Genomic DNA, 19,234 nt, shown 5'->3' on the forward strand with positions numbered 1-19,234 from the left:
GTTAGCAATTTATTGTTTTTAATGATAACTTTTGAGATTGGAACATCAGTACTCTTTTGTTTGGGAATTGAAGCAAAACAAGATTGTTGGCTTTCTATTTTAATTGCAATGCTTATTTCTCTGCCAATTACACTTATGTACGTCTCCTCTTTTGAAAAATCGCAAAAAAATCTTCCACAGTTACTTGAGTTTGTTTATGGGAAATATATAGGTAAAACTTTATCTCTAATTTATGCTCTGTACTTTTTATACATTGCTTCGAGAAACGTAAGAGACTATGTAGAACTCAGTGTAAATACAATATATTCTCGAACACCTACATATATTTTTTCTTCTTTTATGCTTATATTAGTAATGTATTACCTCCTATTTGATATATGTGTACTTGCCCGCGTTGCTAAAATTTTGCTCCCTCTTATTTTAGCTATTATGGCTTTTCAAACAACTATGATAATGATGGGAGATAATTTTAGTTTTTCAAGGCTTTTACCAATTTTAGAAAATGGAATTGTTCCCGTAATCAAAGCAGCAATTCCTCTAATTGTGACTTTTCCCTTTGGTGAACTTATTGCTTTTACTACAGTTTTTGATAAAGTAAAACAAAAGGAAAAATAAAAAAGATAATGCTGATAACCACTGTTTTTACTGGTCTACTATTGTCCTTTAACAATATCATTATAATTTCTTCTTTAGGAGCAGATGAAGCTTCAAGAGAAAATTTCCCATTGTATCAAGTTATAAGATTAATAAATTTAGGAAATTTAAAAAACCTAGACACTTTGTATGTATTTATAATGATTATAGGGGTATTTTTTAAGATTAGCGTATTTACTTATGCGGGACTTACCATGATAAAAAATGCGTTGGAATTAAAAAGTTATAAATACCTGCTTTTCCCTGTTTTGTCGATGATTTTTGCTGCTTCTTTTATAATTGCCGACAGTTATCAAACCCACATACTTATAGGTCTTAAATTTACTCCTTTTTACATACATGTACCTCTACAAATAATTTTACCTATGATTACATTTCTATTTTTAAACATAAAAGAAAAGAGAAAGCTTTAAAAGCCTTCTCTCAGTTTGTTGACAAAGTTAAAAAATTTTCAAAGGAGATATTTTGCATCGTCGTTCCGATGTTCCAAAGCGACAAAACTAAAGCTCGACCTTCAGGCTCCGGCAGGGTACCTACGTCAGGTGGCATCCATACCTTAAGGTGCCCGCCTCCGCCATCCGTGGCTTCGGCCCTGCCTCCGCCCTCGGTCTTGCTAAGTTTTGTTATCGCTTTGTAACAAGTCACTCCTTATGCAAAATATCTCCTTTACGAAAGTTTGTCTACAGTCTGAGAGAAAGCTTTAAAAGCCTTCTCTTTTATTCACTTATTTTATACATATTCCAAGGTATTTTATCTATAAGACGATTCCTATAAATAGAATCTGCTCCCATAAATATATATCTTAAATTGTCCACCTGTGGTATTTTTATTTCAACCCAAATTTTATTTCCATTAATTGTAGGTTTTGCTGCTATGACATCTGTCAAAGAATTTTCTGCCCTTTTATACTGATATAATTTTCCATTTACAATTCCTAAATCAATACGTTTTATATCATTTTGATCTTTATAAAATAGCCTCATTTCAACATGGTAAATTACTTTTTTAGATATTGGTCTTGCCGATTCTAAGCCGATGTACAATTTATTGTCGTAATAAAAAGCTCCTAATCGCGTTAAAGCTGCACTTCTGTATATTTCCTCATTTAACATGCCACCAGTATACACTTTTAAAAGAGTATGAGGCAAAGCTCTTCTTTGTAAATCTGGTTTTGAATCAACTACAGGAATAGTGATGACATGTTTTGTAGCAAATAATTCGGTTTTTCTTACAAAAGCCATTAAAAATGGTTCCATAACATCTATTTGGGTCCTATATTGTTTTATAGCCACTTGTTTCAAATCTATTTCTTTTGGAGTTAAGTCAAAAGATTGCCATTCTGTGTTACTATCTTTCATATCTACAGGAGGTAACATGGGCCTATTTTTCTCCGCCATCCATGGCACTGGCCATTGTGGATGATGGACTAAAAACATATGCTCACGGACATTTATATTCACAGCGGTAATAGTATATCTCACAAAATTGCTTACTGCCCAATGGTCGGGATGCATATCATCTGCTAAAGGATAATATATATCAGTAGGTTTAAAATCTTTAATTATTTCCGTAAGTTCATTAACTAAATTTTGTCCTGTATATGGAATACCCGGCTTATAAACTGTATCATAAGGAGCATATGCCACATGAATTCCGCCACTCACTCTTGGACGGCCATTATCCCAATATTGGCTCCACAAAAATCTGATGCTTCCATCAGCAAACCCTAAAAAAATTAAATCTTGTCGCGGTAATCCCAAAACTCTCATGGCAACAATACTTTCTTGCTGTCTTGCAAGTCCAAAACGATAAAAATCTTGAGGAGTAGGATTTGTTTTACCACAAAATGACATTGCAGCTTTCTTGTAACTCTCTCCACTTGTGACTATTACTACTTTAATAGGCCTTTTAAGTTCTACAGCTCTTTGAATAATTCCTGCCATTCCTAAAGTCTCATCATCAGGATGAGGAACTATAATGAGGATTCTTTGCCCAGGGTCATCAAAAGTTGGCAGTGTACCTTTTTCTGCGAAGTTTGCAATAGCCATTTCCCAATTCATTATATAGGATATTCCTATTAATAAAGCAATAAACAAAGAAAAGTAAATAGTCCGTTTATTTATCATGCTACTCTGCCTCCATTCATGCTATTATTGTACTATACATTTATGAACAAATTATTACATGATAATTAATTTTTAATTAATAATCTCAAATTTTGAAAAATATTTTGTTGTGATACAATCATACTACGAAGAAAAAATAAAAAGGGGGAAGGATGAATATGTTTGTAGATTTTCACTGTGATACTCTTTATCATTTAGTGGACAAAAAAATAGATTTCACTGAAAGGTCAAAAGAAGGTCATGTGGATTTACAAAGGATGAAAGAAGGTAAAGTTCACTTACAGGTTTTTGCTGTATTTGTAGACCCAACACAGATGAGAAAAAATGCTGCTACAATGGCTTTAAAGATGATTGACAAAATGCATGAAGTAATCGAAGAAACAAAAGAATTTAGATTAATATTAAAAGGAGAAGATATAGATAAAGCAAAAGAAAAAGGAAAAATTGGAGCATTGCTTTCTATAGAAGGTGGCGAAGTTTTAGAAGGTGAAATTTCTCTTCTTAGGATGTTTTACAAATTAGGAGTAAGAGCTCTCACTTTAACATGGAGTTTGAGAAACGATTTAGGGGACGGAGTAGACGGTGTTAAAGAATCGGGGCTTACCTCCTTTGGCAAAGAAGTTGTAAAAGAGATGAATCGCCTAGGAATGATTGTAGATGTATCTCATCTTAATGAAAAAGGATTTTGGGATGTAGTAGAACTTAGTGAGAAACCTATTATAGCTTCTCATTCTAATGCTAAAACCCTATGCTCCCACAGAAGAAATTTGACAGATGAGCAAATAAAAGCGATAGCTCAAAAAGGCGGTGTAATTGGAATAAATTTTGCTCCACAATTTTTAAGAGATGAAGGTCAAGCTACATTAGAAGATGTTTTAAATCATATAGATTATATATGCGAATTAGTAGGAGAAGATTATGTAGGTTTTGGTTCTGACTTTGATGGGATTAGCAGTACACCAGAAGGTTTAGAAGATATATCACACTTTCCTAAAATTGTAGAAGGCCTAATAAAAAGAGGATATACTGAAGAACAAATTGCTAAAATTACTCACAAAAATTTTGAAAATCTCATAAAGAAAATTTTGATATAAAAACAAAAGGAGCCCTGGAATATTCCAAGGGCTTGCATATGTTAAAGGGGGAGTCATTGTTTTGACCAAGTATACATTATACAGTCCTTTTTCAAAAAAATCAAGACCTCAATAAAATTTTTTTGAGGGATAGGGGGTATCTTTAAGGGAGCTCATCTTATATTATAACCAAATTTGTGAGTTTTAAAATTAAAATCTCGTTAATTTTGTTAAATTTATATTAAATTTTTGTTAATTATGACACTGCGATGAGAGATTTGTTATTGAATATAGTATACAAAAAATTTATAATAGAAGTAGAAATGAAACATAGGGGGTAAAGTCATGGATATTGAAATAATAAGAAAAACCGATCCAGAAATTGCAGACGCAATTGAAAAGGAACTTATAAGGCAGAGAAATAAAATAGAGCTCATAGCTTCTGAAAATTTTGTAAGTAGAGCTGTAATGGAAGCAATGGGGTCCCCTCTTACTAATAAATACGCAGAAGGGTATCCAAATAAAAGGTATTACGGCGGTTGCGAATATGTGGATATAGCTGAAGAGTTAGCAAGAGAAAGGCTCAAAAAACTTTTTGGTGCTGAACACGCAAATGTACAACCTCATTCAGGAGCACAGGCAAACATGGCTGCTTATTTTGCTTTTATAAAGCCAGGAGATACTGTGCTGGGAATGGATTTAGCCCATGGAGGGCACCTCACTCATGGAAGCAAAGTCAATTTTTCAGGCCAAATCTATAATTTCGTATCTTACGGAGTAAGAGAAGATACAGGATATATAGACTATGATGAAGTAGAAAAACTTGCAAAAAAGCACAAACCCAAATTGATTGTTGCAGGTGCTAGCGCTTACCCAAGGATAATCGATTTTAAGAGATTTAGAGAAATTGCAGACAAGGTTGGAGCTTACCTCATGGTAGACATGGCTCATATAGCTGGTCTTGTAGCAGCAGGTCTTCATCCTAATCCTGTTCCTTATGCAGATGTCGTTACGACTACCACCCATAAGACTTTAAGAGGCCCAAGAGGAGGAGCTATTCTTTGTAAAGAAGAATACGCAAAAGCAATAGACAAAGCACTCTTCCCGGGCACACAAGGTGGCCCTTTAATGCATATAATAGCAGCAAAAGCCGTTTGTTTTAAAGAAGCTCTCACCGATGAATTCAAAGAATATCAAAAAAGAATTGTCGAAAATGCAAAAGCTTTAGCAAATGCATTAATGGAAAGAGGAATAAATTTAGTGTCAGGTGGAACTGATAACCACTTGATGTTGTTGGATTTAAGAAATACAGGAATAACAGGCAAAGAGTTAGAAACAAGATTAGATGAAGTAAACATAACTTGCAACAAAAATGCTATACCCTTTGACCCATTAGGGCCAAATATAACTTCTGGTGTGAGACTGGGAACTCCAGCTGTTACGACAAGAGGTATGAAACCTGAAGACATGGTAGAAATAGCGGACATTATAGTCAATGTAATAAGGGATGAAAACTATAAAGAAAAAGCAAAAGAAAGAGTAGCAAATCTGCTCAAAAAATACCCTCTTTATGAGGACCTCATATAAAGAAGATAGGGAAAGTCTTTTACTGACTTTCCCTATTTCTTTCTCTCTTTATGTTCTTCTTTAAATTCCTTTGGCTTATAATACCTTCTGCCAAGCTCACTGTATACATCCTCAAGTTTTATCCCTTTGTCAACTAACAAAACTATTAGATGATAAAGTAAATCTGAAACCTCATACACTATCTCTTCTTTGGAGTCATTTTTGGAAGCTATCACTACCTCCGTAGTTTCTTCGCCAATTTTCTTTAAAATCTTATCTAAGCCTTTTTCAAATAAATAGTTTGTATAAGACCCTTCTACCGGGTTTGTCTTTCTATCTTTTACCCGTTCATATAGCTTTTTAAGTATTTCCATGTCATAATTTTCAATTTCACCTAAAAAGCTTCTATAAAAACAGCTTACATTCCCTGTATGGCATGCCGGCCCTTTTGGATCCACCTCAATTAGCAAAGCGTCTTCATCGCAGTCATAAAATATGTTTTTTATCTTTTGGGTATTACCTGAAGTTTCCCCTTTATGCCAAATTTCCTTTCTACTTCTGCTAAAAAAATAAGTTTCTCCCTTTTCCAAGCTTAATTTTAAACTTTCCTCATTCATATAAGCCAACATTAATACTTGTTTTGTGTTGTAGTCTTGCACAATCGCAGGAATAAGTCCTTTTTCATCAAACTTTAATTTCTCTATATCAATCATTCTCTACATCCTTTCGATAAATTTAAATTCTCACTGGTATACCCTCTTCTTTTAAATATTTTTTAACTTCTTTTATTTCCAACTCCCTGTAATGAAACACAGAAGCCGCTAACGCAGCATCAGCTTTGCCTTCAGTAAAAACCTCTTTAAAATGCTCTTTCTTTCCTGCACCTCCAGAAGCTATAACAGGAATATTTACAGCCTCGCTTATCCTCCTTGTAAGTTCTATATCATACCCATCTTTAGTACCGTCTTTGTCCATACTTGTAAGAAGTATTTCTCCTGCTCCTAAAGACTCTACTTTTTTAGCCCACTCAACAGCATCAAGTCCTGTGTTTACCCTTCCGCCATTTATATACACATCAAAGCCCGAGCCATCACTTCGCCTCTTGGCATCAATTGCTACGACCACACATTGGCTTCCAAAACGCACAGCGGCCTGACGAATAAGGGTTGGTTGTTTCACAGCTTGGGTATTTATTGAAACCTTATCAGCCCCTGCTCTTAGAATATCTTTTATATCGTCAAGGTCTGAAATTCCACCACCAACAGTTAAAGGAATAAATACTTTTTCAGAAGTCCTTTTTACAACTTCTATCATTATTTTTCGTTTTTCATAAGAAGCAGTAATGTCCAAAAATACAAGCTCATCTGCTCCTAATTCATTGTACTCTGATGCTATCTGGACAGGGTCTCCCGCATCTTTTAAATTTAAAAAGTTAACTCCTTTTACTACCCTTCCGTCTTTCACATCTAAACAAGGAATTATTCTTTTTGCAAGCATTTATATTACCTCCAAAGCACTTTTAAAGTTTATTTTTCCAATATATAAGGCTTTTCCAATTATCGCACCATATGCTCCCATCTCTTTAAGCTTTTTTAAATCCTCAATTGAGGATATTCCTCCTGATGCTATCACTTGAACACCTGTTTTTAAAATATTTTCTAAAGCTTTAAAATTTGGTCCATTAAGAGTTCCATCTTTAGAAATATCAGTGAAAATTATCGTTTTTACTCCTATTTCTTTCATTTTTTTAGCTAACTCCATATCTTTTATTTTAGTCTTTTCAAGCCATCCACTTACGGCAACTTCTCCATTCTTTGAATCTATACCCACTATCGTCCTTTCTCCGTAATTGGAAAGGGAATAAAGAAGAAGGTCTTTGTCATATATTGCCGCCGAACCTAAAATTACATACTTAACACCTGCAGAAAAAAGATAATCGATAGTTTCTCTATTCCTTATTCCTCCACCTACTTCTATCTCGGCTTTACAACTTTTTATAATCTGTTCAATGATATTACCATTTACCAAATGACCTTGTTTTGCACCATCTAAATCTACCACATGAATTCTCTTTGCTCCTAATTCCTCCCACATTTTAGCTACGTCAACGGGATTTTCATAATAAACCTCTTTGGTATTAAAATCTCCTTTTGTAAGCCTTACACATTTTTCTTCCATAATATCAATTGCAGGTATTAAAACCATTTTGCCATCTCTCCAAAATTCTTTAAAATTTTAAGCCCCACTTTTCCGCTCTTCTCAGGATGGAATTGACAAGAAAAAACATTGTCTTTAATTATAACTGCAGGAATCTGAACACCATAATCAGTCACTGCATACACATATTTCTCTTCATTGTTGGCTACATAATAAGAATGAACAAAATACGCATAATCTCCATTCTCCACTCCTTTAAGAAGTGGAGTTTCCTTTTTTATTTCAAGACTATTCCATCCCATGTGAGGAATTTTATTATGCTTTGGAAGTTCTATTACTTGCCCTTTAAAAATCTTAAAGCCCTCAGTTTCTTCTATCTCAAAACCCTTTTCAAATAAAAGCTGCATCCCTAAACATATCCCAAGAAACAACTTACCTTTATCAATTTGTCTTTTTATCTCTTCTAACATGCTTGTTTTAATGAGAGTATCCATCGCATCAGGAAAAGCGCCCACTCCAGGAAGAACTAATGCATGAGCCTCTTTTACCGAATCTACATCTTTTATAATTTTTGCTTCATAGCCTACGTATTCAAATGCCTTTTCTACACTCCTTAAATTTCCCATTCCATAGTCAATAATCCCTATCAAGTTTTCACCACCTCACTTAAGTTACGTGTAAAGTATATGCAATCTCCCTTAAACTGTATCTTTATAAAATCCCTTTAGTAGAAGGTATACCTTCTACCCTTTCATCTATTCTCAATGCCTCATCAAGGGCCCTCCCCAGTGCTTTAAAAGTTGCCTCTATAATGTGATGACTGTTACCGCCGTGCAAAAGTTCTACATGCAGTGTAATGCCAAAGTTGTAAGCAAAGGCTCTCAAAAATTCCTCCACATTTTCCGTTTCAAAATTTCCAACTCTTTCAGCTTTTAAAGGCAAATCACAGTATAAAAAAGGCCTTCCACTTATGTCTACAGAAACTCTCACTAAGGCTTCGTCCATGGGTACATAAAATGTACTAAACCTCTTAATAGATTTTTTATCGCCGGCAGCCTTTAAAAAAGCATTGCCCAATACAATACCTACGTCTTCAACAGTGTGATGAGTGTCTACCTCTAAATCTCCCTTTGCCACCACTTTTAAATCAAAAAGTCCATGCTTGGCAAATAAAGAAAGCATGTGGTCAAAAAAACCTATTCCTGTAGCTATGTCATAATTTCCTTTTCCGTCAATATTAAGTTCAACGTATATATCCGTCTCTTTAGTTTTTCTTTTAACTTCCGCCTTCCTCATAGCAATAACTCCTTTAACCCATTTATTAAATAATCATTAGCTTCTCGGCTACTTACTGTTATCCTTAAAGCTCCTTCAAGCCCTTCTACCTTTGAAAAATCTCTCACCAAAATTCCTCTTTCTAAAAGCCCCTGGTACACATAATCTGCATCTTTAAATTTTACCAATATAAAATTCGTTTTTGAGGGATAAACTTTAACGCCAGGAATTTTAGTTAACTCTTTTATCAGACGCTCTCTTTCTTCTAAAATGTAGTTAATTCTTTCTTTTAAAACATCTGTCCTTAAAACCTTCAAAGCTATTACCTGAGATAAAGAGTTAATGTTATAAGGTGATTTCACAAGGTTTAAATACTTTAAAATATTCTCGTTAGCTACAGCATATCCCACTCTCAAACCGGCAAGTCCAAAAGCCTTAGATAAGGTTCTTAAAACAATTAAGTTTTCAAATTCATTTATAGCATCTACAATTGTATTACCATAAAACTCAAAATAAGCTTCGTCAACAACTACAATTCCATGGCTTTTTTGTATTATTTTCATTATATCTTCTCTTTCTATGACACTTCCTGTTGGATTATTAGGGTTGCACAAAAACACTAATTTAGGCTGATATTTTTCTATAACTTTAATAAAACTATCAACATCGTAATTATAATCTTCTCTCAACCTTACAGGTATTTCGACTGCTCCCGCGATTTTGCTGTATACACTGTACATCGCAAAAGAAGGATGAGGATATACTACCACATCGCCTTTGTTTATGAAAGCCAGCATAATAAGGTGGATTATCTCATCCGAGCCATTTCCCACAAATATGTTTGTAGGCTCTACTCCACAATATCGTGCCAATTCTTCTTTTAACTTTTCTGCAGTAGGGTCTGGATATACATTTACTTGAGAAGATTTTACAATCTCTTGAATATTTTTTATCACTTCTTCAGGAAGTTCAAAAGGCGTTTCATTTGCATCCATTTTATATTTATAAGGTACACTGTGGACTTCATAATTTTTGAATCCCTTAATTTCTTCTCTCACCAAATTCTCAATCATTTTAAAACCTCACTTTTATAGAATTAGCATGAGCGGTAAGCCCTTCTGAATTTGCAAAAGTGATTACATCCTTTTTTACCTCTTCTAAAGAATCCTTAGAATAATAGAGAATATTCATCTTTTTGATAAAGTCCGTCACAGAAAGAGGCGAGAAAAACCTTGCTGTTCCACTGGTAGGAAGCACATGGTTAGGACCAGCAAGGTAATCTCCTAAGGGTTCTGGAGAATATTCTCCCACAAAGACTGCTCCTGCATTCTTGACTTCACCAATTATTTCAAAGGCATTGGAAATGTTAAGCTCTAAATGCTCCGGAGCTATGTCATTTGCAATACCAATTCCTTCTTTTAAATTATTTACAACAATTATCGCGCCAAAATTTTTTAAAGACTTTTCAATTATTTCTTTCCTTTCAAGATATTCCATTTGCCTTTCAATTTCTATTTTTACTTGTTGCGCAACCTCCAAAGATGTTGTGACAAGTATTGAAGATGCCATTACATCATGTTCCGCCTGTGACAACAGGTCCGCCGCCACATATTTAGGATTAGCAGTTTCGTCAGCTATAACTAAAACTTCGCTGGGGCCTGCCACCATATCAATATCCACATGTCCGTAAAGAGCTCTTTTAGCCAGTGCGACAAAAATATTTCCCGGGCCAACTATTTTATCAACCTTAGGTATTGACTCTGTCCCAAATGCCAAGGCTGCAACAGCCTGTGCGCCTCCAACTTTATATATATCCTCTATTCCTATCTTGTCTGCAGCCACTAACACATAAGGGTTTATTCCCTTCTTACCAGTCGGAGAAACCATCACTATTTTCTCTACACCAGCCACCTTTGCAGGTATTCCATTCATCAAAACTGAAGAAGGATATGCAGCAGTTCCCCCCGGCACATAAATTCCAACTTGAGAAAGGGGCCTTATTATTTGCCCATAAATTATTCCCTCTTTAAAATCCATCCATGTAGACTGTTTTTGCTTTTCATGAAATTCTGTTATGTTTTTGATAGCTTTGTCAATCGCTTTTAAAAATTCTCCTTCCACTTCTTTATAAGCATTTTTTATTTCCTCTTTCGTAACTTTTACAGTACTTTTGTCAAGATTTATTCCGTCAAACATGTAAGTATACTCAAACAAAGCCTTGTCTTTTCTCTCTCTTACGTTTGAAATTATTTCTTCCACTTTTTTTGCTATTTCTTTATTCTCTAATTTACTTCTGTTGTGAAGCTTTTGTAAAATACCATTGTCAATTCCCTTTCGAAAATCAAATATCTCAATCATTTTAAACCTCCTTAAAACTTTCCACAACCTCTTTTAATTTTATAATTATCTCTTTTATTCTCTGGCTTTTAGTTTTAAGACTGGCTTTATTCACTATCAATCTCGCACTGGAAGGAAAAATTTCTTCAATGACTATAAGACCATTTTCTCTTAAAGTATTGCCTGTCTCTACAATGTCTACAATTACCTCTGACAACCCCACGATAGGTGCAAGCTCAACAGAACCATTCAGCTTAATTATTTCTACATTTTCTCCCTTTTGCCTGAAAAATTCTTCTGCAATATTGGGAAACTTTGTTGCAACTCTTTTATTAGTAAGAAAACTGTCCTTTGCCTCTTTAGGCCCCGCAACCACCATTTTACAAAAACCGAATTTTAAATCTAAAACTTCATAACAATCTTTTTTTTGCTCTAAGAGAATGTCTTTTCCACAAATCCCCAAATCAGCTGCCCCGTGCTCTACATATGTGGGCACATCTATCGGCTTTACCAACATAAACTTCATTAAATTTTTATAGTCATTAACCACAAGCTTTCGAGAAATATCTTTTAAAATATTCTCAGCAATTCCTGCCTTTTCAAACAAAGTTATAGCACTATCTGCCATTCTACCTTTTGGCAGTGCAATAGAAATATTTTCCATATTATTCCTCCATATCTATAATTTCGTCAAAGCTATTTTCATCAACATGCTTCGCTTTTTCATAGCTATACATCTCTACAATTTTTCCCTCACCTCTTAACAAAGTGGCTTTCTTGTAAGCATTACTTCTTAAGTTTTCCTTGTATTTTATTAAAACTCTCCAGGATTTATCAATAATATCTTTTTTCTGTTTTTGAAGTGCTAACATTGACCTTTCCACACTTATAGCAAAACCTGTCGCCGGAATGTGCTCTCCAAAAATCCCTAAAAGACCATCATACCTTCCTCCGGTACATATAGCATAACCAATCCCTTTAACAAAACACCTGAATATGATACCAGTATAATAATTAAGATTTTGCACCATTCCTAAGTCAAAACTTATATACTCTTCCATACCAAAATCTTTTAATATTCTATATACTCTTTCAAGGTAATCTATCGTTTCACCTAGTTTAGGAGTATCATAAAGCTCTTTTACTCTTTTAAGCACTTCTTCGCCACCAAATAAAAGAGGAAGTTCACTTAAAAACTTTGCTTTTTTGCCCCTAATTCCTTTATCATTTATGAATTCTTCTATCGCAGATTGATTTTTCTGTTGCAAAAACTCTCTTAAAAGGTTTATTTCTTCATTTTGTAGCTCTAAATCTTCCACTACTCTTTTAAAAAATTCCACCTGTCCCACGTCCACTTTAAAGTCCTCTATTCCAATACTCTTTAAAGCCTCTATCGCAACTGTTATTATCTCTGCATCAGATTCTTCATGATTTGTACCTATAAGTTCAATCCCTGCCTGAGTAAACTCTCTCATTTTTCCTACCTGGGGATCATCATAGCGATAGACATTAGCGACATAGCATAACTTAAGTGGGAAACTACCTTTTAACTTCGTAGAGACAATTCTCGCTATTTGAGTAGTCACATCTGGCCTTAAAGCTAATATATTTCCCTTTTTATCGAAAAATCTGTACAAATTGTTTTCATCAAACAAAACAGAAAAATTATCGCTATATTCAAACGTAGGAGGCATTATCTCTTGATAGCCAAATTTTATAAAAACCTCTCTAAACTTTTCTTCTATTTTGCGCTTAACTCTATATTCTTCCGGCAAAAAATCTTGTACACCATCAGGCAAATATATCATTAAAACACCCCACAATTTACTCTGTCTTTGTAACGTGATAAAGTAATAAACTGTACTTCTTTTATTGTATCCTAATTTTCAATGTATGTCAAGCATAGACAAATAGGCAGAGACGTACTGAATATTATCCTGCTTGCATTGTAAATCCACGCGCAAAATCAAAAAGTGAAATTTTACATTATTTGAAGAAGACTTAAGGTTGTTGTGGTATAATTAAATATAAAAGGAGTTAAATGTGAATAATGTATTTACTGTTAGATGAAAAAGGTGTGGATGTTTTGGCAATTTACATAAGAGAAATAAAAGCTTTTAATCTAATTTGAAAGAAGGTGTTAAATATGCCGTTGTCAAAAGAAAATAAAATATATACTTATGCAGATTATATAGCGTGGCCAGAAAATGAAAGAATAGAACTGGTTGATGGCCAAATTTACTTGATGACTTCCCCTTCAAGAACTCATCAAAGGATCTTGGGACAGCTTTTTTACCAATTTTTTGATTATCTCAAAGATAAATCGTGTGAAGTATATATGGCACCTTTTGATGTAAGGTTTCCTGACGGAAATGAGAAGGACGAGGAAAATATAAAGACTGTAGTTCAGCCTGATATAGTTGTTGTGTGTGATGAATCCAAGCTTGATGAGAAGGGATGTACGGGAGCTCCTGATTTGATAATCGAAATTATTTCGCCTTCAACAGCACAGAAAGATAAACTCCACAAGTTTAACTTGTATGAAAAGTATGGTGTGAAAGAATATTGGATAGTAGAACCCGAAAACAAAATCCTAAGTGTGTTTATTTTACAGGATAATGAAAGATATGGACGACCCGACATATATACACAAGATGATAAAGTTAAAGTTTCTATTTTTGAAGATCTTGTGATTGATTTAAAAACAGTACTAATATGAATAGAAACTGATACTGTAGAAAATTTTGTGTAGACTGAATTCCTTTTTCTTTAACATTTCTTCCGGAACTAAAAATGTTACAGTCGCTACTCCTGTCAAACGTTGATGGATAAAAGGGAGAGTCTAATAAAGAGGTGTTTTTTATGATAGAAGCTACTGAATTATTAAAGTATTCCTTAGAAGATGAGCTAAAGAGGATAACGAATATTATTATTGAAAAGTGCAATCCAGAGAAGATAATACTTTTCGGGTCAATGGCTAATGGTACTGCTAAGGAATGGAGCGATATTGACTTAGTCGTGATAATGGATACAGATTTAAGATTTGCTGACAGAACTTTATATTTAATGAGGCTTACCCATCCTAGAGTAGGAGTTGATTTTTTAGTATATACACCAGAAGAAGAGTTGTTTAAGAAGAATAGAGACCTATTTTATACCGAAGAGGTACTCAAGAAGGGGGTCATATTGTATGACAGAAGTTCATAAATATAGTCAGTGGTTAGATTATGCTAATGACGATTTGAAGGCAGCAAAAGAACTGTTAAAAACTTATTGTTTGTGTCCATTCGCAGCAAGCTGTAGAAAAAGCTTTAAAAGCCTATTTGGTTTTTAATAATATAAATCCTCCTAAAGTACACAATTTGATCACTTTGTTAGAATTGTGTATAAACTTGGACAAAGAATTTGAAATTTTGAGAGATGATATGGAATTTTTAGACTCCTATTATATTCCAACAAGATATCCAAGTGCTCCTATTGGCTATTTACCTGGTGGCAAACCTAATAAAGATAATGCTACCAAGGCATTTGAAAAAGCTGAAAATTCTGTGAAATATATAATTAAACTTATAGAAGATAAGAAAAAAGAATAAAACCTTAACCTTACTATTATGACCTAGAATTTAAGGTCTCTTAGAGAAAAAGCTCCTCTTTTATTTAGTTGATGCTAAGTCTAACAGTAAGAGAAAATGGTCGTCTTCCTCAGCTTAGTGTATTAAATGGAATGAACCCATAAAAAGCAAACAAAGTTTTACTAAAGATACACAAAGCTCTTGACATTACTAATAATTGGAGTATCATCATTATCCAGTCGTAATGGCAGTTGGCTCCAAACCTAAAAATGATTTATTGAAGTCCATTGAAGAAGAAAATATACCCGTTTATGCTATTGGAGATTGTGTCAAGCCTAGAAAATTTATAGATGCCATTCACGAAGGTTTTCGCATAGCGTATAATTTGTAATTTTAAAAATTACATTAAATACTCCTACAACGCACTTTGCATTTAAAAGCTTAGTATAAATTTAAGGCAGAAACATACAGTTTCTGCCTTTCTATAATTTTACTTAATAAGTTTATCAAAAGTATCTTGCAGATTTTTTATGTCTTTCAAAGTTACATATTGTCCTATGCAATGTCCATTAATAAGCACATATTTATTTTCTGCATCTCTTTTAGCAAAGCTTATTTTTTCTACTTTGTCCTTGCCATACACATCAAAAGCAAAAGGCTGATCTGCTTGTGAAATATTTTTTCCTTCATCTAATCCACTAATTTGAAGTAACACTATTCCGTCTAAGAGATTGTCCACATCATCAGCTTTAATAGCTTTCCCATCAATTTGCCAGTTATCTTTTTCACCTTTTTGTATTTGATACTCTTTTCCATCTTGATAGAAAACTAATTTAGTTATTTCATTCTTTGGAATAGACACTACAAATTTTTCCATATATTTATATACGTAATCATCTGTCAGAAAGAAATTCTCTAAAGAAGAAGCATTGACTCTGTAAATTTTATCTCCATCAGTTTTTGCATAATAACCCTCTTGGTAATTTTCTTTTACAGGAGATTTATTACCTATAAAAAGTGAATAGCTTTTTCCATTTTTCAAAGATACTTTTATCGCATAAGAAGGTTTGTCAAGACCATAAGTGGATAAATCACCTTCTAACGTTCTATCAAAAGTGAGAGATGTCAAGCTGTCTAATAATTCATCAACATAAATGCTATCTGCTTTGTAGTCAATAGGTTCTTTTATAAACCATGTATCGCCTTCTTTTTTAAAATCAATTAAAGTTTTCCCTTCTTTTTCTATTTTTAAAGAATTTACATCGTTATTTTTGAAGGTAAAAATTTTGTTGTCCTTTTTAACAGGTTTATTGGTCTTACTTTCATAAAAATAGTAGCCAAAAAGAACAGCGAATATTACCAGCAAAACAATAGTGGTTTTAAAAATCTTCATAATGTCTTCCTCCTATACCACATGTATCCTCCAATTATCCACATTACCAGTGGAATAGTTACAACTGTGGTATAAAAGAGTATAGCAGCTTGTTTGCCGGTTAGGAAAATCTGATTAAACTCAAGGGATTTAGGACGTATAGAAATCTGTGTTGTCTTATCCGCTAACCAGTTAGCACTGTTCATTAAAAAGTCTCTATTAGCTTCCAATGTAATTATTTTATCAGTAAACATCATGCTACTTCCAATAGCTACAATCTTCATTCCTGTCTTTGAATCGGATATAGCTAAGCCTAAGCTTAAAGGACCTTTGATATCACCTTTTTGAAAATTAGCATCTTTTGAGTTAAAATCGGTTTTACCCCAAGCTTTATCACTGGTTGAAAGCAATTGCTCTATAGTTATATTTTCTGTTGGTTTATCAGGATAAGAAATACTTCTTGACATTGGCATTACAACGTACAAGTTTGATAAATCCAATTTATTAGTTATAGTATGAAATTTGTACTGAGGAACTGGAGAAAGCGGGTCCATAAAATAATTCCTTCCTTGATCTACTACAACGTCATTGTCAAATTTTACACCCCAAGTAGACAAAAGCTCATTTACAGATTTTTGAGTCAAAGGCCCATATTCTGCCCCCATTGCAATGATTGCTTTTCCGCCTTTGTCAAAGTATTCTTTTAAAGCAGCCATTTCCTTGTCAGTAAAGTCTCTTCTTGGGTTAACAATAACTAATAAGTCTGTATTTTTTGGTATTCCTCCTGCCTGTCCTATATTTAAATCTTCTACATTATATCCTTCTCCTCTCAAAGCGTTTTTAAAAGTCACCAAATAGTCAATACTGTTTAATTCATCATGTCCTTGAAGGATATAAGCATTTAACTTTTTAGGTTGTGTAACATCAATTATAGCCTGTGTAAACTGTTCTTCTCCATTAAAAGTAGCAGTATTAGGCTGACTACCCATGCCAAAAATATCATAAGAATTTACTATCTGTCTTTTTTCATTAGCACCACTTCCTGCAATAAAAAGCACTGTGTCGTAATCCGTAATTCCATATCTTTGAGCAATTGCCGGCTCTTTATCTGGGTCTACAAAATGATAATTTATTCTTTTAGAAACATTTCTATACTGGTCTAACAAGCTCTTTACCATGTCTCTTGAAGTTGTGCCCTCTTGGAAAAAGGCATAAACTGTAACATCTGTTTTGAGATTTTTTAATACTTGTTTTGTTTGGTCAGAAAGGGTATATTGCTTATTTTTTGTCAGGTCCCACTTTATAGGTTTTTGAGCCACAATAACATTTGCTAATATCAGAATAGCCAACAAAAGTGCAGTCATTACAAAAGCATTAGTCCCATATTTTAGCCTTGTTCTATTCATTCTTTAATCCTCCTAACTCCAACGTCTTTTATCTACAACACGGATTGTTAAGAAAATAAAGAATATAATTACACTTATGAAAAAGACTACATCACTTAAATTCACTAATCCATTTAGAAAATTATTTAGCCTGTCAAAGAAAGACAGATTCTGAAAAATAGTTTTTGCTTTTCCACTAAACACGTCTCCTAGCCAACTAATCAACCAAAGCACAAGAATTAAAGCAAATCCAATTACTCCAGCTATCATTTGATTTTCTGTAAGTGAAGAAGCAAAAAGCCCTATTGATATAAAAGTTGCTCCTATTAGAAACACTCCAATATAACCTGCTATGATAGAGCCCATATCTGGTGAAGAATACAATTTAAGATAAATAGGGTATAAAAAAGTTATTACAAGTGCTATCAAATACACAAACACTGTAGAAAAAAACTTGCTAATCACTATATCAGTAACTGTAACGGGTGACGTGAGTAAAAGTTGATCTGTTCCCGTCTTCATATCCTCTGAAATAAGTCTCATTGTCAAAATAGGACTTATAAACATAAAAACAGTGACCATACTACCTAAGATTGGAGTTAATATAGCATAATGAGTAGATAACACATAGGTTGAAAAAAAGTATCCAGATATCAAAAGATAAAATCCTAGCAGCACATAGGCAAGGGGGGAAAAGAAATAGCTTTTAAGCTCCCTCTTTAGTATTTCCCACATTTTCATCGTAACTTTCCTCCTCTGTTGTAAGTTCTAAAAATACTTCTTCAAGACTATAATTTAGCATTTTAAGTTCTAATATTGGAAAGCCTTTTTTGGCAAAAGCAAAAAACATATCTTTTCGAACATCTTTATCAGCAGAAGATTCCACTGTCAACTTTATCGTATTATCTGAATCAACTTCTGCTTCTACATTAGTTACTCCTTCAATCTCTTTTACACTGTTTACTACTTCTTCATAAGGTCCTTCCACTTTTATAAAATATCTCCTTGAATTTTGCAATGCAGTTGATAAATTCTCTGTCTTATCTATTGCAACAATTTTCCCTTTATTTATTATAATAACTCTGTCACATACCATACTAACTTCTGGCAATATATGAGTGCTTAAAATTATTGTATGCTTTTTCCCTAACTCTTTTATAATATCTCTTATTTCTTTAATTTGCTTAGGGTCAAGACCTACTGTCGGCTCATCTAATACCAAAACATCAGGGTCTCCTATGATTGCTTGTGCAAGTCCAACCCTTTGTTTATAACCTTTAGACAAGTTTTTTATAAGCCTTTTTCTCACATCAGTCAAACCAACTTCATGTATAATTCGTTCAACATCTTCTCTTCTCTTTTTTGGAGAAACACCTTTTATACCTCCTACAAAATGGAGATATGCCTCTACGGTCATATCTAAATACAAAGGAGGTACCTCTGGTAAATAACCAATATGTTTCTTTGCCTCTATCGGTTGTTCAACAATATCATATCCTGCAATTTTTATATTACCGCTGGTAGGGGGCATATATCCTGTTATCATTTTCATAGTGGTAGTTTTACCAGCACCATTGGGCCCCAAAAAACCAACTATTTCTCCTTTATCGACAGAAAAGCTTATGTTATCTACTGCTTTACGAGTACCATAAACTTTTGTGACGTTTTTTAGCTCTATCATCATAGCAGTCTCAACCCTCCATTTTACATAGTGTGG

Annotated in this window: 20 protein-coding genes and 1 pseudogene; 7 read left to right on the top strand and 14 right to left on the bottom strand. The window is 33.7% G+C overall.

What is annotated here, in order from left to right; genetic code table 11:
* The first annotated feature begins 21 nt into the window (after positions 1-21).
* Positions 22-1,067 (top strand): annotated as a pseudogene (locus THESIDRAFT1_RS03020) (GerAB/ArcD/ProY family transporter).
* A 303-nt stretch (positions 1,068-1,370) separates the two neighbouring features.
* Here THESIDRAFT1_RS03020 and THESIDRAFT1_RS03030 read toward each other — a convergent pair.
* A complete protein-coding gene (locus THESIDRAFT1_RS03030) occupies positions 1,371-2,780 on the bottom strand; it encodes a PIG-L deacetylase family protein (RefSeq protein ID WP_006569515.1) in 1,410 nt (469 codons plus the stop codon).
* Between the two features lie 158 nt (positions 2,781-2,938).
* Between THESIDRAFT1_RS03030 and THESIDRAFT1_RS03035 the strand changes: the two genes are divergently transcribed.
* Both THESIDRAFT1_RS03035 and THESIDRAFT1_RS03040 read left to right on the top strand, forming a co-directional pair.
* Positions 2,939-3,874, top strand: coding sequence for a dipeptidase (locus tag THESIDRAFT1_RS03035; RefSeq protein WP_006569516.1), 936 nt, complete (start codon positions 2,939-2,941; stop codon positions 3,872-3,874).
* A 324-nt stretch (positions 3,875-4,198) separates the two neighbouring features.
* A complete protein-coding gene (locus THESIDRAFT1_RS03040; protein WP_006569517.1) occupies positions 4,199-5,440 on the top strand; it encodes a serine hydroxymethyltransferase in 1,242 nt (413 codons plus the stop codon).
* 32 nt (positions 5,441-5,472) lie between these two features.
* On the opposite strand, the gene hisIE is transcribed toward THESIDRAFT1_RS03040, so the two are convergent.
* The 9 genes from hisIE to hisZ form a co-directional block, all read right to left on the bottom strand.
* On the bottom strand, positions 5,473-6,132 hold the full coding sequence (gene hisIE / locus THESIDRAFT1_RS03045; RefSeq protein WP_006569518.1) for a bifunctional phosphoribosyl-AMP cyclohydrolase/phosphoribosyl-ATP diphosphatase HisIE: 660 nt from the start codon (positions 6,130-6,132) through the stop codon (positions 5,473-5,475).
* Between the two features lie 22 nt (positions 6,133-6,154).
* Entirely contained in the window at positions 6,155-6,916 is a 762-nt protein-coding gene (gene hisF / locus THESIDRAFT1_RS03050) for an imidazole glycerol phosphate synthase subunit HisF (protein WP_006569519.1), read from the bottom strand.
* Positions 6,917-7,624 (bottom strand): 1-(5-phosphoribosyl)-5-[(5-phosphoribosylamino)methylideneamino]imidazole-4-carboxamide isomerase, encoded by a 708-nt coding sequence (gene hisA, locus THESIDRAFT1_RS03055; protein WP_006569520.1) that lies wholly within the window; start codon positions 7,622-7,624, stop codon positions 6,917-6,919. It lies immediately after the preceding gene.
* Positions 7,615-8,226 (bottom strand): imidazole glycerol phosphate synthase subunit HisH, encoded by a 612-nt coding sequence (hisH, locus tag THESIDRAFT1_RS03060; RefSeq protein ID WP_006569521.1) that lies wholly within the window; start codon positions 8,224-8,226, stop codon positions 7,615-7,617. The genes hisA and hisH overlap by 10 nt, the downstream gene beginning before the upstream one ends.
* A gap of 61 nt (positions 8,227-8,287) precedes the next feature.
* A complete protein-coding gene (gene hisB / locus THESIDRAFT1_RS03065; protein WP_006569522.1) occupies positions 8,288-8,872 on the bottom strand; it encodes an imidazoleglycerol-phosphate dehydratase HisB in 585 nt (194 codons plus the stop codon).
* Entirely contained in the window at positions 8,869-9,924 is a 1,056-nt protein-coding gene (gene hisC / locus THESIDRAFT1_RS03070) for a histidinol-phosphate transaminase (RefSeq protein WP_006569523.1), read from the bottom strand. The genes hisB and hisC overlap by 4 nt, the downstream gene beginning before the upstream one ends.
* Before the next feature lies 1 nt (position 9,925).
* Complete coding sequence (gene hisD, locus THESIDRAFT1_RS03075) at positions 9,926-11,209, bottom strand: histidinol dehydrogenase (RefSeq protein WP_006569524.1); 1,284 nt, start codon at positions 11,207-11,209, stop codon at positions 9,926-9,928.
* A gap of 1 nt (position 11,210) precedes the next feature.
* Positions 11,211-11,852, bottom strand: coding sequence for an ATP phosphoribosyltransferase (gene hisG, locus THESIDRAFT1_RS03080; RefSeq protein ID WP_006569525.1), 642 nt, complete (start codon positions 11,850-11,852; stop codon positions 11,211-11,213).
* Between the two features lies 1 nt (position 11,853).
* Positions 11,854-12,996, bottom strand: coding sequence for an ATP phosphoribosyltransferase regulatory subunit (gene hisZ, locus THESIDRAFT1_RS03085; RefSeq protein WP_006569526.1), 1,143 nt, complete (start codon positions 12,994-12,996; stop codon positions 11,854-11,856).
* A gap of 338 nt (positions 12,997-13,334) precedes the next feature.
* Between hisZ and THESIDRAFT1_RS03090 the strand changes: the two genes are divergently transcribed.
* The 4 genes from THESIDRAFT1_RS03090 (at position 13,335) to THESIDRAFT1_RS03100 (ending at position 14,781) form a co-directional block, all read left to right on the top strand.
* Positions 13,335-13,907, top strand: coding sequence for a Uma2 family endonuclease (locus tag THESIDRAFT1_RS03090; protein ID WP_003867497.1), 573 nt, complete (start codon positions 13,335-13,337; stop codon positions 13,905-13,907).
* Positions 13,908-14,050: 143 nt separating this feature from the next.
* Positions 14,051-14,395 (top strand): nucleotidyltransferase domain-containing protein, encoded by a 345-nt coding sequence (locus THESIDRAFT1_RS03095; RefSeq protein ID WP_006569527.1) that lies wholly within the window; start codon positions 14,051-14,053, stop codon positions 14,393-14,395.
* A complete protein-coding gene (locus THESIDRAFT1_RS13805; protein WP_003867495.1) occupies positions 14,379-14,522 on the top strand; it encodes a hypothetical protein in 144 nt (47 codons plus the stop codon). Before THESIDRAFT1_RS03095 ends, THESIDRAFT1_RS13805 begins: the two co-directional genes overlap by 17 nt.
* Positions 14,512-14,781, top strand: a complete 270-nt coding sequence (locus tag THESIDRAFT1_RS03100) for a HEPN domain-containing protein (protein ID WP_029687510.1) — start codon at positions 14,512-14,514, stop codon at positions 14,779-14,781. Before THESIDRAFT1_RS13805 ends, THESIDRAFT1_RS03100 begins: the two co-directional genes overlap by 11 nt.
* A 469-nt stretch (positions 14,782-15,250) precedes the next feature.
* Here THESIDRAFT1_RS03100 and THESIDRAFT1_RS03105 read toward each other — a convergent pair whose 3' ends face one another.
* The 4 genes from THESIDRAFT1_RS03105 to THESIDRAFT1_RS03120 are packed head-to-tail and all read right to left on the bottom strand — an operon-like array spanning position 15,251 to position 19,201.
* Positions 15,251-16,153 carry a DUF4340 domain-containing protein gene (locus THESIDRAFT1_RS03105; RefSeq protein ID WP_006569529.1) on the bottom strand — a complete coding sequence of 301 codons (903 nt, stop codon included), beginning with the start codon at positions 16,151-16,153 and terminating at the stop codon, positions 15,251-15,253.
* Positions 16,150-17,538 (bottom strand): GldG family protein, encoded by a 1,389-nt coding sequence (locus tag THESIDRAFT1_RS03110; protein ID WP_006569530.1) that lies wholly within the window; start codon positions 17,536-17,538, stop codon positions 16,150-16,152. The genes THESIDRAFT1_RS03105 and THESIDRAFT1_RS03110 overlap by 4 nt, the downstream gene beginning before the upstream one ends.
* Before the next feature lie 12 nt (positions 17,539-17,550).
* Positions 17,551-18,258 carry an ABC transporter permease gene (locus tag THESIDRAFT1_RS03115; protein ID WP_006569531.1) on the bottom strand — a complete coding sequence of 236 codons (708 nt, stop codon included), beginning with the start codon at positions 18,256-18,258 and terminating at the stop codon, positions 17,551-17,553.
* Entirely contained in the window at positions 18,224-19,201 is a 978-nt protein-coding gene (locus THESIDRAFT1_RS03120) for an ABC transporter ATP-binding protein (RefSeq protein ID WP_006569532.1), read from the bottom strand. The genes THESIDRAFT1_RS03115 and THESIDRAFT1_RS03120 overlap by 35 nt, the downstream gene beginning before the upstream one ends.
* Between the last annotated feature and the right edge of the window lie 33 nt (positions 19,202-19,234).

The sequence above is a fragment of the Thermoanaerobacter siderophilus SR4 genome (genome assembly GCF_000262445.1).
GTDB classification, from domain to species: domain Bacteria; phylum Bacillota; class Thermoanaerobacteria; order Thermoanaerobacterales; family Thermoanaerobacteraceae; genus Thermoanaerobacter; species Thermoanaerobacter ethanolicus.

Bases quoted from the DNA above. Each gene is read 5' to 3' on its own strand.
- hisG (WP_006569525.1), bottom strand. From the start codon at position 11,852: ATGGAAAATATTTCTATTGCACTGCCAAAAGGTAGAATGGCAGATAGT.
- THESIDRAFT1_RS03110 (WP_006569530.1), bottom strand. From the start codon at position 17,538: ATGAATAGAACAAGGCTAAAATATGGGACTAATGCTTTTGTAATGACT.
- THESIDRAFT1_RS03095 (WP_006569527.1), top strand. From the start codon at position 14,051: ATGATAGAAGCTACTGAATTATTAAAGTATTCCTTAGAAGATGAGCTA.
- hisA (WP_006569520.1), bottom strand. From the start codon at position 7,624: ATGGTTTTAATACCTGCAATTGATATTATGGAAGAAAAATGTGTAAGG.
- hisC (WP_006569523.1), bottom strand. From the start codon at position 9,924: ATGATTGAGAATTTGGTGAGAGAAGAAATTAAGGGATTCAAAAATTAT.
- hisD (WP_006569524.1), bottom strand. From the start codon at position 11,209: ATGATTGAGATATTTGATTTTCGAAAGGGAATTGACAATGGTATTTTA.
- hisF (WP_006569519.1), bottom strand. From the start codon at position 6,916: ATGCTTGCAAAAAGAATAATTCCTTGTTTAGATGTGAAAGACGGAAGG.
- hisB (WP_006569522.1), bottom strand. From the start codon at position 8,872: ATGAGGAAGGCGGAAGTTAAAAGAAAAACTAAAGAGACGGATATATAC.
- THESIDRAFT1_RS13805 (WP_003867495.1), top strand. From the start codon at position 14,379: ATGACAGAAGTTCATAAATATAGTCAGTGGTTAGATTATGCTAATGAC.
- hisZ (WP_006569526.1), bottom strand. From the start codon at position 12,996: ATGATATATTTGCCTGATGGTGTACAAGATTTTTTGCCGGAAGAATAT.
- THESIDRAFT1_RS03040 (WP_006569517.1), top strand. From the start codon at position 4,199: ATGGATATTGAAATAATAAGAAAAACCGATCCAGAAATTGCAGACGCA.
- THESIDRAFT1_RS03115 (WP_006569531.1), bottom strand. From the start codon at position 18,258: ATGAAAATGTGGGAAATACTAAAGAGGGAGCTTAAAAGCTATTTCTTT.
- hisIE (WP_006569518.1), bottom strand. From the start codon at position 6,132: ATGATTGATATAGAGAAATTAAAGTTTGATGAAAAAGGACTTATTCCT.
- THESIDRAFT1_RS03120 (WP_006569532.1), bottom strand. From the start codon at position 19,201: ATGATGATAGAGCTAAAAAACGTCACAAAAGTTTATGGTACTCGTAAA.
- THESIDRAFT1_RS03105 (WP_006569529.1), bottom strand. From the start codon at position 16,153: ATGAAGATTTTTAAAACCACTATTGTTTTGCTGGTAATATTCGCTGTT.
- THESIDRAFT1_RS03090 (WP_003867497.1), top strand. From the start codon at position 13,335: ATGCCGTTGTCAAAAGAAAATAAAATATATACTTATGCAGATTATATA.
- THESIDRAFT1_RS03035 (WP_006569516.1), top strand. From the start codon at position 2,939: ATGTTTGTAGATTTTCACTGTGATACTCTTTATCATTTAGTGGACAAA.
- THESIDRAFT1_RS03030 (WP_006569515.1), bottom strand. From the start codon at position 2,780: ATGATAAATAAACGGACTATTTACTTTTCTTTGTTTATTGCTTTATTA.